General features: G+C 48.2%; 7 protein-coding genes. All 7 read right to left on the reverse strand.

The features are described 5' to 3' along the window. Positions 1 to 13 precede the first annotated feature (13 nt). Positions 14 to 5,785 (reverse strand): GH92 family glycosyl hydrolase, encoded by a 5,772-nt coding sequence (locus FHS17_RS20610; RefSeq protein WP_167280324.1) that lies wholly within the window; start codon positions 5,783 to 5,785, stop codon positions 14 to 16. Positions 5,786 to 5,814: 29 nt separating this feature from the next. Then, positions 5,815 to 7,404, reverse strand: coding sequence for an S-layer homology domain-containing protein (locus FHS17_RS20615; RefSeq protein WP_167280325.1), 1,590 nt, complete (start codon positions 7,402 to 7,404; stop codon positions 5,815 to 5,817). 26 nt (positions 7,405 to 7,430) lie between these two features. Continuing rightward, positions 7,431 to 10,949, reverse strand: a complete 3,519-nt coding sequence (locus tag FHS17_RS20620; RefSeq protein ID WP_167280326.1) for a PA14 domain-containing protein — start codon at positions 10,947 to 10,949, stop codon at positions 7,431 to 7,433. A 455-nt stretch (positions 10,950 to 11,404) separates the two neighbouring features. Further along, a complete protein-coding gene (locus FHS17_RS20625; RefSeq protein WP_167280327.1) occupies positions 11,405 to 12,340 on the reverse strand; it encodes a methylenetetrahydrofolate reductase in 936 nt (311 codons plus the stop codon). Positions 12,341 to 12,418: 78 nt separating this feature from the next. Further along, positions 12,419 to 12,955, reverse strand: a complete 537-nt coding sequence (locus tag FHS17_RS30665) for a DUF402 domain-containing protein (protein WP_167280328.1) — start codon at positions 12,953 to 12,955, stop codon at positions 12,419 to 12,421. 110 nt (positions 12,956 to 13,065) lie between these two features. Next, the gene (locus FHS17_RS20635) at positions 13,066 to 19,902 is read right to left on the reverse strand and encodes an S-layer homology domain-containing protein (protein ID WP_167280329.1); all 6,837 of its coding nucleotides are present in this window, start codon (positions 19,900 to 19,902) and stop codon (positions 13,066 to 13,068) included. Between the two features lie 39 nt (positions 19,903 to 19,941). After that, entirely contained in the window at positions 19,942 to 21,126 is a 1,185-nt protein-coding gene (locus FHS17_RS31145) for a HupE/UreJ family protein (RefSeq protein ID WP_167280330.1), read from the reverse strand. Positions 21,127 to 21,745: the final 619 nt, after the last annotated feature.

The following is a 21,745-nucleotide window of genomic DNA, read 5'->3' on the forward strand; positions in this document are numbered from 1 at the left end:
CTTCCGGTTTCTCCTACACGCCCAGCGTAAACGCCGCATTATCGAAGTTACCGATATATTTCTTGCCTGTCTCGCCAGTTGCCGCAGTACCGGTTAACACCAGATACACATCTTGAATGCCGGTCAACTTCTGAGTCAAGCTGCCGCTGACGGTGTTATAAGTTGTCCAATTCGCAGCTTTCGGAGGCGTTGCAATTGTCCCCACCAAAGTACCTGTTGGACTTCCAAGACGAACTTCTACAGCAGAGTTGTTATAGGTGTTGGACGTGTTACCTGCATACTCAATCGAGAGCTTGTTAACACCTTCACTGCCGAAGTCCATACGTTTATAAGCCAGCCATGCGCCGTTAAACGTATTCTTCACTTGCTTGCCAGCTCCGCCTTTTCCTGCTTCCGTATCGAGCGGAGTACTATTTGCTGGATTTAATTCCGAAGTCCACGCGTCAAACGACTCCAGCTCGAGCTTGGCATAATCGCTGCGAACTGGCGTGTAACCAAACGTTACGCTGTCGTAGTTGCCTACGTACAGGAGTGGTAATGTTGTACTTCCCGTTAATACGATGTACAAATCTTGTTTGCCTTTGATCGTCGTGTTCAGATCTGCTGTAGCAGTCGAGTAATTCCCCCAGCTAGATCCGGTAGTAGGCAGTGCGACAGTACCAACAATACTGCCATCCTTACTGCCCAGTCTAATCTCCGCTTTTACATCTGTTGGCACTCTATTGTTCGGAGCGTCATAGACGATCGAGATCTTATTCTTACCCTTTTGCGAGCCAAAGTCGACGTCTTTAAAAGCAAGCCAAGCACCGGTAAACGTATTACCAATCGTTTGTCCGCCATTATTGTTTTCAATTCTCATCGCTTGTTTATTAAACGTGTTAAGATCGGTATTCCAATCGGTCTTATTCTCGAATTGAACCGTTAACTGTTCTGGCTGCTCCGGCTCCTCTACGTTTAAGGAGAAGGCTGCATTATCGAAGTTGCCGATATATTTCTTGCCTGTCTCTCCATCAACCGCAGATCCGGTAAGCACCAGATACACATCTTGAATGCCTGTAAGCTTCTGAGTCAGGTTAACGCTGACCGTATCATACGTTCCCCAAGCGCCTGCCGTAGGAGGCGTCGCGACTTTACCAGCCAATGTACCTGTTGGGCTGCCAAGATGAACCTCTACAGCAGAATTGTTATAGGTGTTGGTTGAGTTGCCCGCATACTCGATCGAGAACTTATCGACACCTTCCGTGCCAAAGTCCATCTTTTTGAATGCCAGCCATGCACCGTTGAATGTATTGGCCACTTGCTGGCCAACTCCGCCTTTGCCTGCTTCAGTCTTGAGCGGCGTGTTGCCATTGCCTGTATTCACGTCCGTGGTCCACTCGTCGTACGTTTCAAGCTCCAGCTTGGCATAATCCGATCTGATTACTTCAAACTTGAACCAGTCGAAGTTCCCGATATAGGGTTGATTATTTGGCGTTCCAGCAACCATGACAACATACAGCTTCTGTGAACCAGTCAGCGTTTTTGTCAGCTTCGCTCTTGTTGTGATATAGCTGCCCCAGCCTGCATTCTTGTCAGCCAGATTAACGGTTCCGACAAGCTCGCCTGACTCGCTGCCGAGTCTGACCTCCAGCTTGGAGCCAGCAGGCACTTTATCCGTAGGCGCGTCGTATTGGACGGTTACGCCATTAAATCCTGTAGAACCAAAGTTTACATCATAGGCCAGCCATGCGCCGTCAAACGTATGGGCAACGACCGTTCCACCGTTACCGGCTTCCGTCTGCAGGGTTTTGCCATCCGGATGCGTAGCCGATGTCCACTCTGCACGATCCTCGAACTGAACCGTCATTTCGTTACCCGGCTCTTCCGGTGTTTCCGGTTCGTCCGGCTTCGGCTCCGGCAATGGGATTGGCACAGGCAGCGGATCTTCCGTAACCGGAGGTCCTTCCGGATCAGGAAGCGATCCAGGCTCTGACTGCTGAACAATTGGATCAGCCAGCCACAGCGGTGACTCGAAGATATTGCCATTGAACTCATTCACAAGGTAAACATTCACCTTGTACTTGCTTGCATCCACGTTATAGATTTGCGAGATGTCGAAGCTGCCTGTCTTAACCGGCACCGCGCTGGATACCCATGCGCGCTCTTTGCCGTCCATCAGCTGGAAGACAACAACAGCGGAATCTACATAATCGCCTTTCAAGGTACCTGTTACATCAACAACCATGTTGCCGTCTTGATGAATATTAGCCTTCAGGTCGTATACATCCCATTTCACATCAGAAGTGTAAGCTTCAGTAGAGAGAAGTACTTCACCAGCTGCACGGTTCTCCTTCACGTTAGCCATTGCTCTAACCTGAATAATGCCTGGTGCGTAATTGAGTGGTCCAACCGTCTGCGGATTAGCTGTAGCTTGTCTCCAAGACTTACCGCCGTCCGTACTGAATTGATAGTCGCTTGCCGAGTCGATCCCTTCTACAGGCGTCCATCCGAATGTGTTCATTTTGTCGTCCACAACCGGATTGGTTGGTGCAGCCGGAATCGTCAGCTTACGAACAGCTTCAAGGCTGAACTCAAATGCAATATCCGAGCTTGTCGCATTGACCTGGTGAATCTCGGCAGTCAATACGTTAGTGCCGTCAACCAGATAGGAAGGATCAATGATAAATCCGACGCGATCCCGCTCATCGCCAACCGTTGCGTTTGCATACGTGCCATAGCCTACGTCACCTGTTGGCATATTTGTACGGAATACCTCATGCCCATTCAGATACAAGACCGCGCCGTCGTCGCGGATAAGACTTCCGTCAAGCTCCAAGATGCTATCCAAATCCTTCGCTTCAAAAGTCTTGCGGAAATACGTGGTTACGTACTTGTTGTTAGCATTTGGACCATAGCTCACCTTGGTTGTTGGCTTGTTATAGCTGTCATAACCAAGCATCGCTTGACCCTCGCTCCAGCTGCTGTCGTCGAAATCGGCTTCCGTCCAGCCCTCACCCGCAGCTTGGCCTTTATCATCATATTTCCAAGTCGATTTCTCGGCGATCAATGGTTCATGGTTCAAGTTATTGTCGATCTCAGCCGTATAATCCGTCGTAGGAGGTGCCGCGCTTGCTTTGGCGCCCCAGCTAGTGTTCGGTGTGCTGCCCATATGGAATTCCAGCGTACCGCCAGCCATCAGATCCTCGAACGAAATCCAGGATTGATCGAAGTTCTTGCCATTCAGCTCAGCGGATTGAATGAAACGGTTCTCGCTGGAGACGCCGTCCGCCTTGATCGTCAGCGTCTTGCCGCTTCCCATATGCAGCTTCACTTCGGAGAAGATCGGCGAGCCGATCAGGAAGTAAGCATCACCCGGGTTACCAGGGAACAAGCCCAAAGCGCTGAAGACGTACCAGGAAGACATGCCGCCTGCGTCATCGTCCATGGAAGGCAAATAACCTTCCGGATCATCGCGGTACACACGGGATTTGATCGGATAAGCGTAATTCCCGTGGTTATGATATTTCTGCGTCACAACTTCTGTAGTGAATTCTCTAGCATAATATTGCGTCAGATACGGATAACCCAGATAGTTGAAGAGATACGGAGCCGAAATATCTTCCTCGTTAATCGCCATATATTCGTCGATATCGAAGAAATACAGCAGCTGCTCCGCCATCTCCGTCTTGCCGCCCATCAGATCAGCAAGGCCGTTAATATCCTGAGGTGCAGACCAGCGGTACTGCCACAGATTACCTTGGTAAGCATAGCGGTCTACCGGTAAAATATCTCCAGCTCCAACTGTCGTACCGTTTGGCGTAAAGAAGCCTGTTTTGACACCCTTCTCATCTACTTGGTTCGGATTCCACAATTTCTTATAGGCAAGGGCAAGCTCTTTGTACTTGTCGTAAGTCGCTTTATCACCGATCAGCTCAGCCAGCTTCATCGGGAACGAAGCACTGTTCGCCTTCTCCAGCTTGCCGGAGATCTCTCCGTCGCTGATCGAGAAATTGTCCACGTCTACGGCCATTCCCTCGAGCGCTTTGTAGACGTCGAAGTCCCGGAACCCTTTGCCATAGGCATCGAGAATGACTTGGCCATTAAATTCATTGCGGACTGTCGGGCTTGGCCAATAGCCGTCGCCCCATTGTGTGTAAGTGCCGCGAGTGCTGTAGAGATCCACCAGCGACTTCACCATATTGTTGTAGCGCTCCGGCTCGAACAAGGAGAACATCGCATATTTACGGAAGTCGTCCCATGTCGTCCAGCCATTATAATACTCGAAATCTTCACCCAGCTCGGAAGCCTGACGGATTGTATTCTCGTCTCTGCCTGCCTTGAACGTGCCAGCCGAGCTGGTAACGTTCTTCGGGCTCAGATAGGAATGATACATTTGCGTGTAGAACACGCGTTTATTTTGTTCGTCTGCATCCGTAATCTCAACCTTGTTGAGCACGTTGCTCCATGCCGCTCTAGCTTCCTCGTGACGGGCATCGAAATTCCAGTCCGTGTACTCTCCACGCTCTGCTTGGGCTTGCTCCACACTAATCGTGGAAAGGCCTACTTTTGCTTGAACCGTTTTGTTATCTGCTGTGTTAAAGTTCAGCCATACGCCGCTGTTCGAGCCTTTGCGCTCCGCAACCGCGCCTACGGAATCCCCTTGCCACGAGCTGTAGGAATCGAAATCATGATCGAATTGGATCGAGTAATAGATCGTGTAATACCCGTGTCCGCATACGTTCTGGGATTTGATCATCCCTGTAATTTCATTGCTGCCCGTTACTTTCAGGCTGGCATCCACCATACCTGCGTACGAATTGGACAGATCGACCAATACCGAACCTTTATCCGTTCCTTCCGGGAACAGGTACTTGTGGAAACCAACGTTATCGGAAGAAGTCAATTGCACGTTAATGCCGGATGCAAGGGTTACGCCATAAAAACCAGCGGATGCTTGCTCGCTGCTCTTATCGTACTTCTGCTTGTAGTCCGCGACATTCTTGGTGAAGTCGCGTGTCTCCGGCATAACCAGGATGTTGCCGCCTCCACCGCTGCAGCCTACACCGCTGAATCGCAGATGGGAGAAGCCCTTCAAATATTTATTCTCATAATAGTAGCCGCTGAATGCTCCGCCATCGCTGTCCGGACCAAGCGAAACCAGACCAAATGGCGTTGTAGGACCAGGATTGGTCTGACCGCTATCGCCAAGCGTATTAATGAAAGGATCTACGTAATCAATTGGCGCCAGGTTTGTTTCTGGTACGCTAGGAATTTGATCGGTGTCAACCCCGTATATCTCCAGCTCATAGACGCGGGCAACGTTGCCGTCTGAAGCAGCCTTGTCGATATAAAGACGGATATAGCGCGCGGCAAATGGTTCAACGAACCGGTCGACGATCGTCTGTACGTTGTTAGTCACAACGTCAACGTCTGTCCATGTCTCGCCGTCGTCACTCTTTTGCAATTTGAAATTTTTCGTATTCCAGAATGGATTGGATTCATTAATCGCTGCATTCTGAATCGCCCATTCGTTAACCATGTACACTTTACCCAAGTCGAGCTTGAGCCATTTTTTCGAAGCAGCTGTGTTGTCGCACCATTTGGTATCGGTCTTTCCGTCGACAGCATTGCTCGCGCGCTCATTCGCGTTACACTCACCGGATGACGTTACTGTCGCATTTAAGGCCACATTGCTGGTGGCTACTCCTACTACCGGAGCCGCGTAAGCCGTATTGGACGCTGCAGGCACCAGATAGCTGGTAAGGCAAAGCACGGTCATCACTACCGCAAAAAGCTGTTTAAACATTCGGATGGATCCTCCTTCTTTCGTCTTGCTTACGGAAGCAGTCGATTAAGCATGACGGCAACTTCTGCACGCGTCACAGCTTGTTTCGGATGGAAAAGCCTGCCGTCACCTTCTATTACTCCTGCAGCCCATGCCTTCTCAACAGCATCCTTCGCCCAAGCGGAGATTTGCTTCGCATCCGTGAACGCCGAAGCTCCCTTGCCGGATGATGTCAATTCGAAGTACTTCGCCGCGCGCATCAGCGCAACAACCGCTTCTTCGCGGGTAATCGGATCATTTGGTCTAAACGCACCGCCATATCCGTTCACAATGCCAAGCTTAGCCGCACGTGTTACCGCATCGGTATAATATTGGCCGGCCGGTACATCCTTGAACGGATTTGTTCCAGCTTCATCGGAAGCTTTTTCTGTCCAATCCACCGTACGCATGATCATCGTAGCGAACTCCGCACGGGTAATGTTACGGCTTGGCGCGTAATGCTGTTCGTCAACGCCCGTAACAATATGCTTCGCGCTCAGTGCTTTAACAGCTTCCTCAGCCCAAGCCCATTTGCCGGACAGATCTGCGAAGGTCTTATTGTATTCAAGAATGGTATAGGTCGAGAAATGATTGGTCTTGAACGTGAAGGTGTCGCCTTTAAGCTTGCCGCCAACATATTCAAGCTTCGTGCCGTTCACATAATACACGCCGGCCAGATCGGAACCGATCTGCTTCGCTTGGTCTGGAGTCAGCTTAAGCGAAACTTCAGCAGGCTTGTCCAGATTATGAATGTCCGTCACATTGCTGCCGTTCACGGATTGAATGGTCACCGAGATAACAACACCTGTGGACACATAATCCTTGTTTATTTGAAGCGCTTTGTCGATAACGTTCTTGGCATCATTCGTCAGCAGCGTATTTAATACGATGCGGATCTGCGCATTCGCCGATGTATCCGATGTTGCAAGGGATCCCGCCGGGAACCGAAGCGTCGAATTGCCGGAAATAATAATGAGATCCAGCTTCTTATCTTTCAGCGTCTTCAGCGTCTCTGCCGGGAAGTTTAAGCTGCTTCCCGCATCACCAGTCACTGCTGGCAGCTCTACCGTAACGGAGCCTTGCGCATTACTAATCGCAGATGCTAAAGTGCCGCTGCCAAAAATATAACCGCCGTCCTTGCCAAGCTCCGGCTTAATGACAGAGCCTGTTGAATCACCAGCATCGGCAGGAATGGTATTAGCAGGAGGTGTCGTCCCGCCGCCATTGCCCGGATCAGGGTTAGTACCGCCTTCGCCCAACTTCTCGACCACCGAGAACGTCTTGTTCGCGGAAGAGGAGCCGCTGCTCGCAACAACTTTATAGACGCCCCATGGTGCAAACTCTTGCGTCTCGGGAATCGTAATGGTTGAGGAATAAGTGCCTTCCTCAGGCTCAATAACATCCATATAAAAGGTCGTCTGGTTCGGACGGATGATCTTCAGTACCATATCGTCCTCTGCCGTTCCAGAGAACGTAATCTCACCGCCGCGCAGCACTTCCTTCGCACTTACATTAAGCGCGAAGGATGCTGCAGCCGCGTAGCCGGTTGCCGGCAGGACAACGATAAACAACGCCAATAGGGCTGCCATAACTTTTTTCACTGCACATTATCCTTTCTTTCCAGCCGTTATTGGAACAGCTTCGGTCTTGCCAATTGAACCGGCGTCTCATTCTTGCTGTCGAAATGGTTCATGACGAATACCTTCACCTTGTAATCGGCTCCAGTCTCGTTGAAATACTGCGTCATCTCAAGCTTGGTTTTCTTGAGCGGAACAGCGCTGACGAGCAGCGGCTCTGGGTTATTCCCCTTCATTAATTGGAACACCACGTAGGCATCATCCTCGTATTCCACTAGCTGTTCAACATTAAGGCTGACTTTCATTTGTTTGTCTCGTTCAATCTCACCTGACAGCAGGAACGTATCGCGGGTATCATTCTTCGTGAACGCCTTCGTCGAAACGAGCGGCTTACCGGCAATAATGCCCTTCGATTCATTCGCCTTCACGCGAACCTGAGCGGCTCCTGCAGCGAAGTTGCCATCAGTGATAGGCTGCGGGTTCGCTGTTGCCGGCTTCCAAGTTGTACCGTTATCCACGCTGTACTCGTAATCAGACACTTGAGAGTAGTCCGTTGCATTCGTCCAGCCAAACGTGTTATGCGCGTCGTCCATTACCGGTGCTGTAGGAGCAGCTGGCTGGTCACCTGCGCTTGTCGCGATTTTGCCTTCCGAATTATCGCGTTTATTAACGGCTTTCACGACAAATTCATAGCCTTGATCGAGGTTGGTCTTCTCTACCACATATTGATAGCTATCTTGGTTAGCAACAGCCGGGATATATACGTTCCAGTTGGCACCTAGCTTGCCGTTCTTCTCGTACAGACGGAAGCCTCTAACCCCTTCATCCTCAGGCTTGTTCCAAGTAATGGTCCGTTTGCCGTCCTCCGATTTTGCCACTTCCAATTGCTCAACCGGCTTTGGCTTGTCGTCTTCCCGGACAATCGTATACGTATCAAACGGCGAAGTCTCACCCGACATGAAGGAGTCGATCTTAAAGCTGTCCTCCGTCATGCTGACGCCGGAGAAGATCGCTTTCTTCGGCTGTTCGTACACCGCCGCATAGAAGCGGTCAACCCCTGCTTGAACATCGTAGAACTTCGTAGCAGCCGAGTTGTTGATCATGTACAGCGTACCGTCCGGATTCATAACTCTGCCTTGCTCATCCGTCTCTACATTCTGAACCGGCTTATTGTCGTACATTTGGAATGACCGCATAAACGTATGGTCATGTCCTTGCAGAACAACGTCGATTCCGAGCTCATCGAAGATCGGGTACAGCATTTTACGCAGATCCAGAATATCCCCATCGAGCGCATGGTTGCCCACGGAATAGATCGCTTTATGGAAGCCAACGATTTTCCATTTCTTATCCGTAGTCGCAACCTCATGCTTCAGCCACTCAATCTCCTGTTTGAAGGAATCCTTCTGTCGTTGATCCCAGCCCATATCCATCGTATTGAGAACCATGATATGCGCATCGCCGTAGTCATAGGCGTATACACTGCCCGGCGGAAGCGGATCCTCAATGGAATCATTTGGATAATTGAAATGGTAGTAATAGTTGTCGTTGTACGGGCCTTCGTGGTTCCCGACTGCTGCCATCAGCGGCAGGTTCATCAGAATCGATTGCGGCTTCTTGAAATAATCCAGCCATTGCGATTCGAGCGCGCCAGCATCGACCTGGTCACCAGTCATAAGCAGGAACTTCGCTTCCGGGAATTTGGTAATAGCCTGCTGCATCGTGTTGCCCCACACATCGTAATCCTGCGAATTGGAGCCCTGCGAGTCAGTCATATACAAGAAGTTGAAGTTATTCTCGTTCTCCGACTCGGTCGTAAAGGTACCTGCTTCGCTCCAATACCCGTCTGCGCCAACGCGGTACTTGTACGCCGTTCCCGGCGTCAAGCCTTCGACCTGCACTTTATGGCTGATGAACGAGCCAGTCGTGCTGCTTGTGACCTTAAGGTTATTGAGAACCCGTGTATCCTCCGGCTTGCCAACGACGCGGATTTTATTGGGCGAATCAAAAGCTTCCGCTGCCGGCACAACCTCAACAATGCTGTCCTTCGCATTCGTCGGAGCGCTCTGCGGCTTATCGTATGTGGTGTACCATGCGAACGCACGGTTTGTCTTCGCGCTGCCGTATAAGGTCATCGCGATTGCATACGGCGAATAATCGACCAGCTCGGACAAATTAGCCGGATTGAAGATAAAACTCTTCACAGCCGTTCTGTCGGTATACTTGAGACCGCCTTGTCCGTCATAAGTCAGCTTCACCGCTTGACCGGGCAATACCGCATTCGCCAGCGTTAACGTCAATCCGTTAGGCTCTGCATCTTGTACAATGCTCTCTACCGGAACGGCCAATCCATCAACTGTCACGGCGAGATGGCTGTTCAAATCGGATGGTAAGGTGTCCAGATTCGAAATCATCGAAAGCAGAACGCTTTTGCCATCAGCCGTAACGCTGGCTGCTTTCGCCCCTGTATAATCCGTTGGCAGATAGAAGGCATTGCCGGGAACGATTTCCTTGGTGAGCGTTGGCGTTGACCAGCGCAAGTACAGGTTCGAGCCGCCAAAGTCCTCGAAGTACTCGATCTTGATATCGTATTTACGGTTGCCTTCCAACGTAACTGGGGTACTCATCTGCTCCTTATCCCAATCATTCACCCAGTGATCGATAACAAGATTGTTATCAATCCATACGCGGAAACCATTATCGCCCATCATATAGAAGGTATAATCCCCCGATGCCGGCGGCATAATTTGACCGGTCCAGCGCACGTTAGCGCCATCTTCAACGCCCGTCATCCCTTTCAATACCGGATTCAGGTCCGTGAAGTTGATCTGTGGATCAACCGTAGTTGCTTTATAATCGCCATATGCAAAATTGCTGCCAGCGCCTGTTCCCAGGTAATACTCGCCGAGTAAACCTTGTGCTGGGCTTGCAGCAAGATCTGAGCTTGCTTCTGTATTCGTATTGTCTGGTACTTCTGGAGTTTCTTCGTTCTGCTCGAAGCCAATGGCCTCGAATTCTTTGATCCGTGCGGCGTAGAAACCAGTCTCGGAATCCACTTCGCCCGGGTTCGTAATGGCAAGCTTGAAATATCTTGCCGTCACCGGCGTGTCCAGATCATGTGTCGTTGTGCCTTCCGTATTACCGTTCACGGTTACGACTGGTGTCCAATTAAGATTGTCATCACTGGTTTGAATCGTAAAATCCTTCGTATTGTACTTTCCCTCTTCGCCACCTGCTCCGGCATGTCCAACAACAAACTTCTCTACGCTGACCTCCGATCCGGCATCTACCTCCAGCCAATACGGATTCTCCGCCGTTGGCAGACCGTCGTTACCTTGGAACTGCCATTCACCGCTCTCTCTGTGTCCGTCAATGGCCAAGGACGGCGCGAACGCATCCGATACATAACCGTTTGCGGTTGCGGTTACTCCCACTCTGGCAAACACGTTCTCAGCGGATGCTCCGGCATTGGCATGCTGCACCATGAAATAACCTCCGGACGCAGCTACCGACGTCCAAAGCGTCACAACGGCCAACATTCGGTTAGTCAGCTTATAACTTCTCTTCACTCCAAATTCCTCCTACTCTACCTAATGCTACTGCATCATAATAAAGTAGATTAATTTATGGAGTGTAAAACAATTTTAAAGAAATAGTAAATTCAGGTTATTATTAATGATTATTTTGATATATCATTCTACTTTAATTAATTGATAATCATTTGTATTATATATTTCATGTAATTATTAATTGGTAATCTCTTTGAAATTAATAATTGATTATTACCAGCAGCATCAGATTTATATGTTTTTGCCTTGAAAACAAGCCTATTCTGATAGATATAATCTTGGTGTTTAAACATTCCATCTATATAATCAGCCTATTAAATGGGATATTCTTTACTAGATAACAGGTTAGAGGGAGGTATGTTTTAGACGGGGAGAAGCTTTGAAGGAAGAAAAAGCCGCAGTTCACACCAGGCTTCTAACAGCTCTAGTGTAAACAGCGGCTTTACATTTTTAACTTAAGCATGAATGCCAAGCTTACGGTCGATCACGCTTTTAATATCTTTTACAAGCTGCACGGAAGCTTCAATTTCTACCTTACGTGTCGAGACGCTTTCGATACTGCAGCCAATTGGAATGCCTTTTTCGATACCAAACTCGAACAGCTCTTCGAAGATTTTCAGTGCAAGAGATACGGACTTGTCCAAAATATCGGTCGACTTAAGCAGGTCGTTCTCCAGCCATTTCGGAATACTGATGCCAAGCCATTTCATGAACTCGAGCGTTTTTTGCGAGCCGCATGGTGCCAGGTTGAACAAGATTGGCACGGTATCAATGCCCTGCTCTTTACAATAATAATAGTAATCCGAGAGCATGTTCTTCGATGCTTCTACGTTAAACGTTGCCTGCGAAATGAAGAACTTACAGCCTCCGTCCACCTTATCCTTGATCCGGAGATGCTCATCGTTCTTCTTCATATGCCGCTCTGGAATAACAACGCCGCCCAGCATCAGCCGATCGTTCAGCTTGCTGCTAAGCTCATACGCTTCCGGCAGCTTCATCGTCGTCTGTTGATTGCTGGAGGAAGTACCAACAAAGACCGAGAACCGATCCTCTTCCAAATCCTGCTTCAGCCAATTCGTAAAGTTATCTTCCGTGTTATTGCCAACAACTCGGTAAATAATCTTAGGGACCTTCCAATAGTTCAAATAATTCTTGCTATAGACGGTTGGGTCCATCGCTTGCAAGTATGGAAATGGTCTTTCTTCATCCGTCCGGTCTGCTTCATCCTGCACGTCATACAAGATTAATCCGTCAATATCCAGATCCTTCAAACGATCATATTGCTTTTCCGATATTTCTGCCAGCTTCTCAGGGGTATGGCTCGACTTAGGCGGGGTCATACCATAAGTGATAATTCCCGCCTGTCTATTTAAAATTTTATCTTTGAGCATCTCGTTTTTCATCCTTGCGTCTATAGTAGTAGTGGAATGATTTCTTGTATACTTCTACATGCTGCGCCGAATTCCTTCTTATCTAGTCGGATTTATTGTTTCCAGCTCTTGATTCGGAATTCTGGCCATCAGCCGTTCAATAGTCCCGTCAAAAGGAAACTGCCGTTCTGTCACACGTGCCTGAAGCCCGGCTAGCTCATCCCTTACCTGCTTCATCAGCGGCTCCGGGTACCCGAACTTTTCCGCATTTTCGATAAATTCATCTTCATCTATAACCATCCATTTGCCGCCGCGCTGAACGAGATCCAAATCCAGATCTACAAAAGAAACCTCGTTCCCGCTCATCACCGCAGGCTGATTGATGTTGCAATAATACTCGTGAATCTGGCCGTCAACAATGGCTGCACTAACCGTAAACCAATGCATGCTCGAGAAAAATTCGATCGACCAGTTGTTCACCGTAAACACAGCTTTCTTCGTATGATGCTGAAGCTTCCTGCCGTACTGGCCAAGGACAAACACATAGCCGTCCCCTTCCTCCAGCAGTTCCGTATTCCATTCATAATGTAAGATATTTCCGTACTTTAATGCCTTAATTTGAATCGAATTATTCACGAAAATGGCCTTCTTTCCGAAATCGTTAGGTTAGGAAAGTATATCATATTTTTCGCCCAATAAAACAGAAATGCCTCTTCACCGAAGCGAAGAGACATTTCCTAATGACGTTAAATAAAATCTACGAATTCCAGTAATCGTTTCAGCATTACGGCTGCTTCCGCACGAGTAGCTTTGCTGTCTGGAGCGAAGTTTCCGCCTGTTGTGCCTTCGATGATTTTAGCATCAACGGCCTGGGCTACCGCTATCTTCGCCCAATCTTCGATAGATGCTTTGTCTTTAAAAGCGTTCAACAGTTCTGTACCGCTGCCAGCTGGCTGCTTACCTGTAAAGGTAAGGGCACGTGAGATCATGACAGCCATTTCTTCGCGAGTGATTGAAGCATTTGGCTTGAAGCTGTTGCCTTCATAACCTTTTACAATGCCTGCTTTCACCGCTGCGCCTACCGCACCAGCGAACCAATCTTTGCTGCTTACATCCTTGAAGGAAGCTGCAGCTTGATCTTCGGAGATACCAAGTGCACGCACAACCATAGCAGCAAATTCTGCGCGGGTTACAACAGCGTTAGGAGCAAACTTATCATTGCTAATGCCTTTGACAATAAGCTTAGATGCCATCAGCTCAACGTCTGTTTTCGCCCAATGGTTATTCAGATCGCTGAATGTCTTGCTCAATTGAGCTACTGCATAAACACTGTTGCCAGTACGCTTGATGGTCACAATCGTATGTCCATTTTCCGTCTTGAAGGTTGCCGGAACGAATGTAAATTCGCCGGTCGCCTCGTTGTACATCAGAGCTATGGACTGCGAAGCATCCAAGGACTGATTGATGTCGATTGTACGGGAAACATACGTTGTGCCAAAATCATGAATTTCTTGCTTATTGCCGTTCGATTGAAGGAATACACCGAACTCAACTGGAGTACCAATCAGCTTGACGCCAGCCTTAGTCGCTTTATCCTTCATCGTTGTCGACAGAGTGCTGTCTACTGGATTAATGGTGATAATCAGTGAAGCATCTGTTCCGATGGTCGATGGCAGGCTAAGCGCACTGATCGGCAGATTATAACTTGCGTCACCGATCTTAACTGAAATCGTCAGATTCGGAGCTTGCTTCAGTGCATCAAGCAGCACTCGTGCCGGCAGTTCTGCACTTACGGCTTGCGTAGAATCTGTCTTAATCTCAATCGTTTGACCGCTTTGTCCCGCAATCATAGCAATTGCTTGATTCAGCAGCTTGTCCGGTGCAGTTAATGTTGAACCGGACGTTGTACCTTGAACGCTGACTCCATTAGCTGTTTTCACCGGAGTCTGTCCGTTGTTGCCGGAGCCGCCGCCTGGCGTCTCTACCGGAGGATTAGTACCGGTATCGGATGTTGTTTTGCCAGTCGCCGATGGGCCATCCGTACTCCATTTACCGGATGCATCTCCCGCTTCCACTTTGAAGGTGTAAGAAGTATCCGCCGTCAGTCCGGTTACCTCGTAGGAAGTACCAGCTACCGTTGCAAGCTCGACATTGTTTTTATACACCTTGTATTGTGTTACACCTACATCATCAGCTGCTCCTGTCCAGGTCAGCTTCAGTGATGTTTTGCTGACATCTGATACAGACAAGCTCCTCCCGTTTGTCCATGTTGGAGCCGATTGATCAGTTGCTGCGGTGCCCGTCGTAAAGCTCCAGATGTCCGACAGAGCTTTACCTGTATAGGCATCTTCTGCTGCTGCATACCATTGGTACTTGGTATTCGCGTTAAGACCACTCCACGAAGTGGAAGCCTGTTCACCGCTTGCTACTTGCTCTACCTTTCCGATCGGCTGATCCGAATAGACGTTCACGCCCATATAGTCGGTCGCTACGCGCTTCACTTGTGGCGAAAGGTCAATATCAATTGCGAATTCTTCTTGTTTTGTCGTATCGCTTGGATCGTAGAAATTATAGTCGTCCATATAAGGCGAATATGTTTTTACATACATTTTGTCGTTGGCGATATCGAACTGAAGCAGCTTGATATAACCTTGTCCGCCTTCTGGGCCGCCTTGATAGTCGGACAGCATTTGATAGACTTTACGGTCATTTACACCGTCACCGTTATCATCAATTTCACTGACAAGCAGCTTCGAATCATGATAATGGCCGGACAATACCGCAAATACGTTTTTGTTTTTTTGCACAACTTCTTCAAAAATCTTATCCGCAATCGGAGCCCGGTTGCCGGATACAAGCAGGAATTCATGGAAGTTCAGAATCGCCTTGCGGTTCGGATATTTCGCCAGCACTTCATTCATCCAGTCGATATCCGAGTCGCGGACACCCCAACCCATGTAGACCATGATAAAGTCATTGCCGTTCGAGGAAATAAGATCATAGTGACCACGGTTGTTATCGAGGGAACCGCCGTAAGTCGGCTGATCCTCGAAACGATCTGCCCCGAAGTAATTCCAATAGTAATCGTAAGCGCCAAGCTGATGGTCAACGTCATGGTTACCGGCAAGCACGCCATAAGGAATGTTTGCGTCTTCCAGCACCTTCATGTCTTTGTCAGCGCGCTGCCATTGAATTTCTTTATCCGCTTCGTCGACGATATCGCCAGTATGGATAACATACTTAATTTTATCTTTCTCTTTGTTAGCGGCAATCCAATCTACAATGTTTTCATAGATGTTCGGATAACTTTCCGAATAATATTGCGTATCGGACATCCAAGCGAATGAGAAGTCATAGTTCTCTTGACCCTCTTGGTCCTCTTGGTCCGCTTGAGCAGCAGGCAGCTCGTCCTGCACCATGACTTGCAGCGTTTGATTGTCCGCATATTCCCCTGCCGTTACCCAAGCACCAAGAGTAAAATCTTCCGCGCCTGCAACGGTGCTGTCCACGCTAATCCATTTCTTCTCGGAAGGACTCCATACGTACATGCTTACTTTACGGCCTTCAAGCGAGTTGCCTTTCCAGCTTAGCTCGATCTGGTCTGTAGCCTTCACCGAAGGATCAAGCTGTACCTGGAACCGTTGATAAGGGAATTGCTCTGTGGAATCATCGGTCAGATACTCACCGTCAACTGCACTGATCTTGCCATAGTCCTCTGCCGTCATTGCTTTCTCCCCGGCAGGAGCTACTTCCTTCGGAGGCTCAACATCCGCAGCGTTGCGGAAGCCCAAAAGACCTTCCTTATTTGCTCCGTCATATTTGAAACCACGGAAGAAGGAAACATCCATTTTGTCATTTGTAGGATCTTTTACTTTTACAGACAATACCGGGTTCCGGTCTACTCCAGTTCCTACGTCAGCAGGAGACACGAGCTCCGGCTTGAGCGGATTCTCGTCCGGTACAGAGAACTTAACTTCCTTCTCCGCCACATTGCCAACTTTATCTACTGCCTGGATTTTGAATACATGCTCTCCACCCGTCAAATCCTTGGAGGATGTTGCGTAAGGGAGCGTAATTGGCGTTTCATCCAACCAACCCTTTACGTTGTCCAAGCCGGATAAAGCATCCTGTACAGTCGCATCAATTGTGAATGGACCACGGTATTCTTTACCTTCATCTAGGGAAGATGTAATTACCGGTGCCGTATTATCCACTTTCACAATAGCTGTTTTCTCACCAGCCACTGAATGACTGACTTTAACGGTGTGTTCACCATCCGACAGCTTAGTCGTATCAAGAGCATAAGCCTTGGATGCAAGCAGCTCATCCGAAATATTGAAGTTGAAGTCTACAACTGGATTTTTACCGGCACTGTCACCCATAGGGATAACCGTATCGCGGTTTTTGTAACGCTCGTCGAAAATTTCTGTTCCGTCTGCAAATACCAGTCTTACATTACGGACAGTGAAATCATCTTTATTCTCTTCCGCACGGTCATCAAATGGCGAAGCCTTTGTACCCGCTCGGATGGAGATAATATTGCTTCCGCCTTTTAGACGTTCCGATGCAATTGGTACAGTCAATGTCGTATAGCTGTTGATTGGATCCAAGAAGATCGAGAGGATTTCGTCGCCCATCGTAACGCCGTTCTTAAAGTAATAATTGACGCCATTCGCTTCATAAGCGAAATACGCATCCTGCTCAACTGCAGCGTAAGTTCCATCTGTCGCTTCTGTTTGATCAATGGACAGATGAAGCTCAGAAGCAGGTGCACTCTCTGCAGTCGCTTTTACTACCTTAACTCCCGCAAGGAAGTCCCCGTCCTTCACATTCAGGCGCAGCGGCGAATGATCCGTATTCCCCTTCACCTGAGTGCGGTACTTATCTGATGTTACTTCATTCTGGCCGTCGGAGATGACGTAATAATACTCTATGTAATCACGGCCGATCAGCTCTGGGGAGTAGATCGTGTAGTGATACAGCGTATCGTCAAAGCTTTCTGTCAAGTAGCGCTTCGTATATTGCTCATCAAGGTTGCTTTTATAATACAGAGCTACCGATTTCACATTATTCTCGTCATGCGCTTCCGCTGTAATCGAGAGGTTTTGAGCTTTATCGATTTCAGGTGTATTCGTTAAATCCTTATAAGTAGGAGCCGCTGAATCCACTGGTATCTTAACCGTAATTTGCGGTACTTGAACCGGTGCTACAGAACCCGGGGTAGCTGCTTCTGTGCCGGCGCTGTATTTGATCATCTGCGTGCTGCCAGCGGGCGCATATTTATAGAAAATACCTTTGTTCGCAACAGTCTCTGCGTCCGTGTCGTAATAACCGGCCGAGATCTCTGTCTTTGTATTGGTTGCGATAACAATCCCGCGACCTCCGCCGTTTGCCATACCGTCGCTGTAGATCTTGACGATATCGGTGCCCTCTACCAGATTGGTGCCGTAGAGAGCGTTGAAGTCAGCGACAGTTTGTTGCTTATTCTGGCTGTTAATAATCCAGAACACCAACGTTTTTTTCGAAGGAATCAATACTTCCTCTGGAGTTGATGGCCAAATGACATCAGCATCCGGTCCCGAGGCCGTATATCGGTATTGAATTTTGTAGTCTTTGAAGTTAATGCTTTTATCTGTATTGTTGTAGATCTCGACAAACTCATAGCCATCCGCAGAGCCTACGTTTGTGGAATCCGGAACAATTTCCGTTACCATCAGTGGCGGAAGCTTATTAAAGTCAACATTGCCAAGCTCGATTGTTACGGTGAAATTGTTTGATTTTACCGTATCGGTTCCATCATTAGCTTGAATGTAATACTGCACCTCTGAATCGGTGAAAGCTACCCTCGGAATGATAGCCGTGAACACATCGTTGTCTCCGGCTGTCATTGGAACGGAAGTGTAGTCCGCCGCATCGCCAATTTTGTAGAATAAGGATGCTGTAACCGTTCCGCTGTCCGGATCCGTAATCGTTGCTTGCACGGTCAGATCGTTATCAATGCTGCCGGATGCAGGAGGCGTATGCGTGATGACAGGCAGTTCATTAAAGGCTGGAGCCGGCTGCTGCGGAAATAGAGCTATTTCGACAGTACCAGGAGTTGCTGCATTGACACCTGCGTTAGACAGCTTCATCTTGTTGGTGCCATCTACCGGATATTGATAGAAAATCCCCTTGTTCACAACGGTCTGAGCGTCGGTCTCGTAGAACGCTTCGGCAATTTCCTTGCCCGTCTTCGATGCGATGACGATCTTGCGCTGGCCGCCGTTCGCCATCCCGTCGCCACCATCAATGCGGAACAGGTTTGTATTTTCTACAAGGGACGTTTGATAGTTGGCGTTAAAATCTTCTGCTTTCAGATCTTTATTAGCACCATTCATTACCCAGAATACAACATTGCTAAGAGGAGGAATAACCGCCGAGCTTGGCAGCTCCCATACTCCGTCTGGTTTTGTTGAATCCGTATAACGATAGAGAAGCTTGTAATCACTAAGTGAAATTGGAGAAGTCGTATTGTTATACAACTCTACAAATTCATAGGCATCCCAGTCTTTTCCACTCACGTTTATGTTTGTTGAATCTGGTACAATCTCCGTAACGAGAAGTCCGGGCACTTTTGTAAAATCAAAATTATGTTGTTCAATAGCCACTGTATAGGTGGACGACTTAACATGATTTATGGCATCCGCTGCTTCAATATAATACTGCAGCTCGGTTGTGGTAAGAGAAGCTTTTGGAATAACAACATTGAAGGTCGAGCCCTCCGTATTGGTCATCGGTACAGATGTAAATGCAGCATCCGACGGATTTTTAAAATAAACAGACGCCGTTGCCGTATCGTCCGCATCGGTGATTTCCGCGGAAATGGTCAGATCTTGTTCACTATCGCCCTCTGTTACCGGTGTATGGTTGATAACAGGAGCCTGATTAACCGGACCTTCCGGGAATTGATAGTGAACAGTAGGGATTTGTCCTTCGGCCAATGTTCCAGGAGTCGGAGCAGATTTAATCGCTAATTTATCGGTTTGTGCACCACCTGATGCTGGCAGCATGTAGTGGACGCCGAGACCTTCCCCAATTTCCGTTGACGCCGTATAGCCAGATTTTGAGATTTCAAAGCCTTGGCTGTTCTTAATGACAACCGTACGATCAGCCGAGTTAGAGAATCCGCCAAACTTTGTGCCTGCAAACTGGACGATTTGGTCATCCGTTAAGCCTACACCATAGTTGGCATTAAATTCTTCAGGAGTTTTGTTTGAATTATTGTACCAGAACACCATGACCTGCTCTGGATCAAGAGTTTTATCTGCAAAAGTTAAAGTTAAATCCGGGGAAGCTACTGGATTCGGATACCTGTACAGAAACGTGTACTCGTTCAATTGAATCGTTTTATTCGAGTTGTTGTACACTTCAAAAAACTCATAGTCATCCGCATCTTTTACATTAGGATGTATTTCAGAGACAAACAGCTCCGGTACGGTATTCTCTTCTGCCGCAGCAGCGACACCAATCGATGACAGCATGCTCATCAGCAAGCTGGCTAATAGAACGCTAGAGATCCATTTCTTGTATCTCTTGCTTAACATAATAGGAAACACTTCCTTCTGATTGAATATAAAGCCGGATTACATTTTAAAATCTGAAATAAGACGTTCGATGAGCCAATAAAGTCCCATCAAGCCCACTAGGGATGAGGTTCCGTATGCCCACCATGTTTGGCGGTTGCCGGTCATCACCTTTCGGATCAGCCAGAGAACCGGGATGACAATTGCCAGAACCGCAAGCTGTCCAATCTCTACTCCGAGATTGAAGGAGAAGAGCGGCAGAGCAATATTGCCCGACATCGTCCCATGCAGGATTTCAGCAAAACCGAATCCATGCACCATGCCGAACAGAACAGTGACAGCTAGTCGCTTTTTCTCGGTATTCGCGCCATCTTTTTTGCGTAAAATATTCTCAAAGGCTACGAATACGATGCTTAATGCAATAAGAGGCTCTACAATAAGCGGTGATAACGACGCCAGGTCTAGCGCAGATAATACGAGTGTAATGCTGTGTCCGATCGTAAAAGCTGAGATCAGCTTCAGCATCGTCCAGCCACTTGCACCTGCTGCAAGGATAAGACCACATAAGAACAGCAAATGGTCAGCACCTGACCAGATATGCTCCATGCCCATTGTGGTGTACTCTTTCAGTACGCTTGTCCAAGAAGATGAAGTTGTAATAGGCTTCTGTTCCGAATCGCCAGCTGCTGCTGTATCCGTTGTACCGACGTCCGCACCATGATAGCCCTCCATCTGAAGGATATTGTTCGAGCTGTTGATGACTTGCACGATTGACTGCTGCCCCATTCGGATGGTGGCATAGCTGCGGTGATCGGGGTTCGTACCGTCATAAAAATTATATTGAACCATGTACCGGTCGACTGGTTCTCCGAAATCATAGTTGATGTCGATCTCGATCATCGGCATTTTTGCTTTTTCCGTCTTTTTCGCTACGAGTACTGTTCCAGTGCCAACCTTGCTGTTGCCCGTGACGATGAGTCGGTCATGAACTAGCGCGGTCAGAATCTCATGACTGCCTGCAAACTCACTTTCCGAAATTTTACCGTCCCCGTCCTGATCAATCGCAGGTAGCGCTTCGATAAGCTCCTTCTCCAACAGGAACACGTTATATTCCAGGCTTTTGTCCTTAACGGTAATATCCGAGAACCCCGTTGAACTAAAATGTGCTTCAGCCGTCCCACCAAGTATGGTGAAAAACACCCAAATGGCAGCCAGCATTGCCCCTGCTTGTACGCGAATTTTCACTTATGTCTCCCTTCTCCCTATTCTCTGGTTTCGTTCTCTCTATCTAACAAATGACAAGTCATACCTAGTAATTATAGAGTTCTATTGTTTATAGAACGTAAATCATAGATTAAGAGATTGTTGAGATTAGTGAAAGAAGATGAAAAAAAGCCCCCTTGGCAGGGAGCTCAGTCCTTCACAGTTGCTAGACTGCTCAAGTTAGGACAGTTTGGACCAGCTGTTAGGCTGTTTTCAGCCTTTCACACTTGGTTTCGTGGCTTTAACAGTGCTGTAAGGCTGTTTTCGGCCTTTTAGTTGCCAATCTGCTCAAGCTAGGATGGTTTGAATCAGCTGTTAGGCTGTTTTCAGCCTTTCACACTTAGATTCGCAGCTTCAACGGCCCTGTAAGGCTGTTTTCGGCCTTTCACTCAGCTGTTAGACGCCTTCGCATCTTACACTCTATGTTACTCGGGCGATAACCCAACTGTTAGACGCCTTTGAAGCTTACAGCGACCCTGACTAGCTAATTCTTCCCCTCTTATCCCGCTGTTAGATTCCTTTGGCGTTTACAATCTAAGTTACTCCGGCGGTAACCCAACTGTTAGACGCCTTTGGAGCTTACAGCGACCCTAACTAGCTA

Origin of the sequence: Paenibacillus lupini, assembly GCF_011761355.1 — a bacterium.
GTDB classification, from domain to species: Bacteria; Bacillota; Bacilli; order Paenibacillales; family Paenibacillaceae; genus Pristimantibacillus; species Pristimantibacillus lupini.

What these genes read in the sequence shown, in the direction of transcription:
- FHS17_RS20610 (WP_167280324.1), bottom strand. Translation starts at nt 5,785, where the DNA reads ATGTTTAAACAGCTTTTTGCGGTAGTGATGACCGTGCTTTGCCTTACC.
- FHS17_RS20625 (WP_167280327.1), bottom strand. Translation starts at nt 12,340, where the DNA reads ATGCTCAAAGATAAAATTTTAAATAGACAGGCGGGAATTATCACTTAT.
- FHS17_RS20635 (WP_167280329.1), bottom strand. Translation starts at nt 19,902, where the DNA reads ATGTTAAGCAAGAGATACAAGAAATGGATCTCTAGCGTTCTATTAGCC.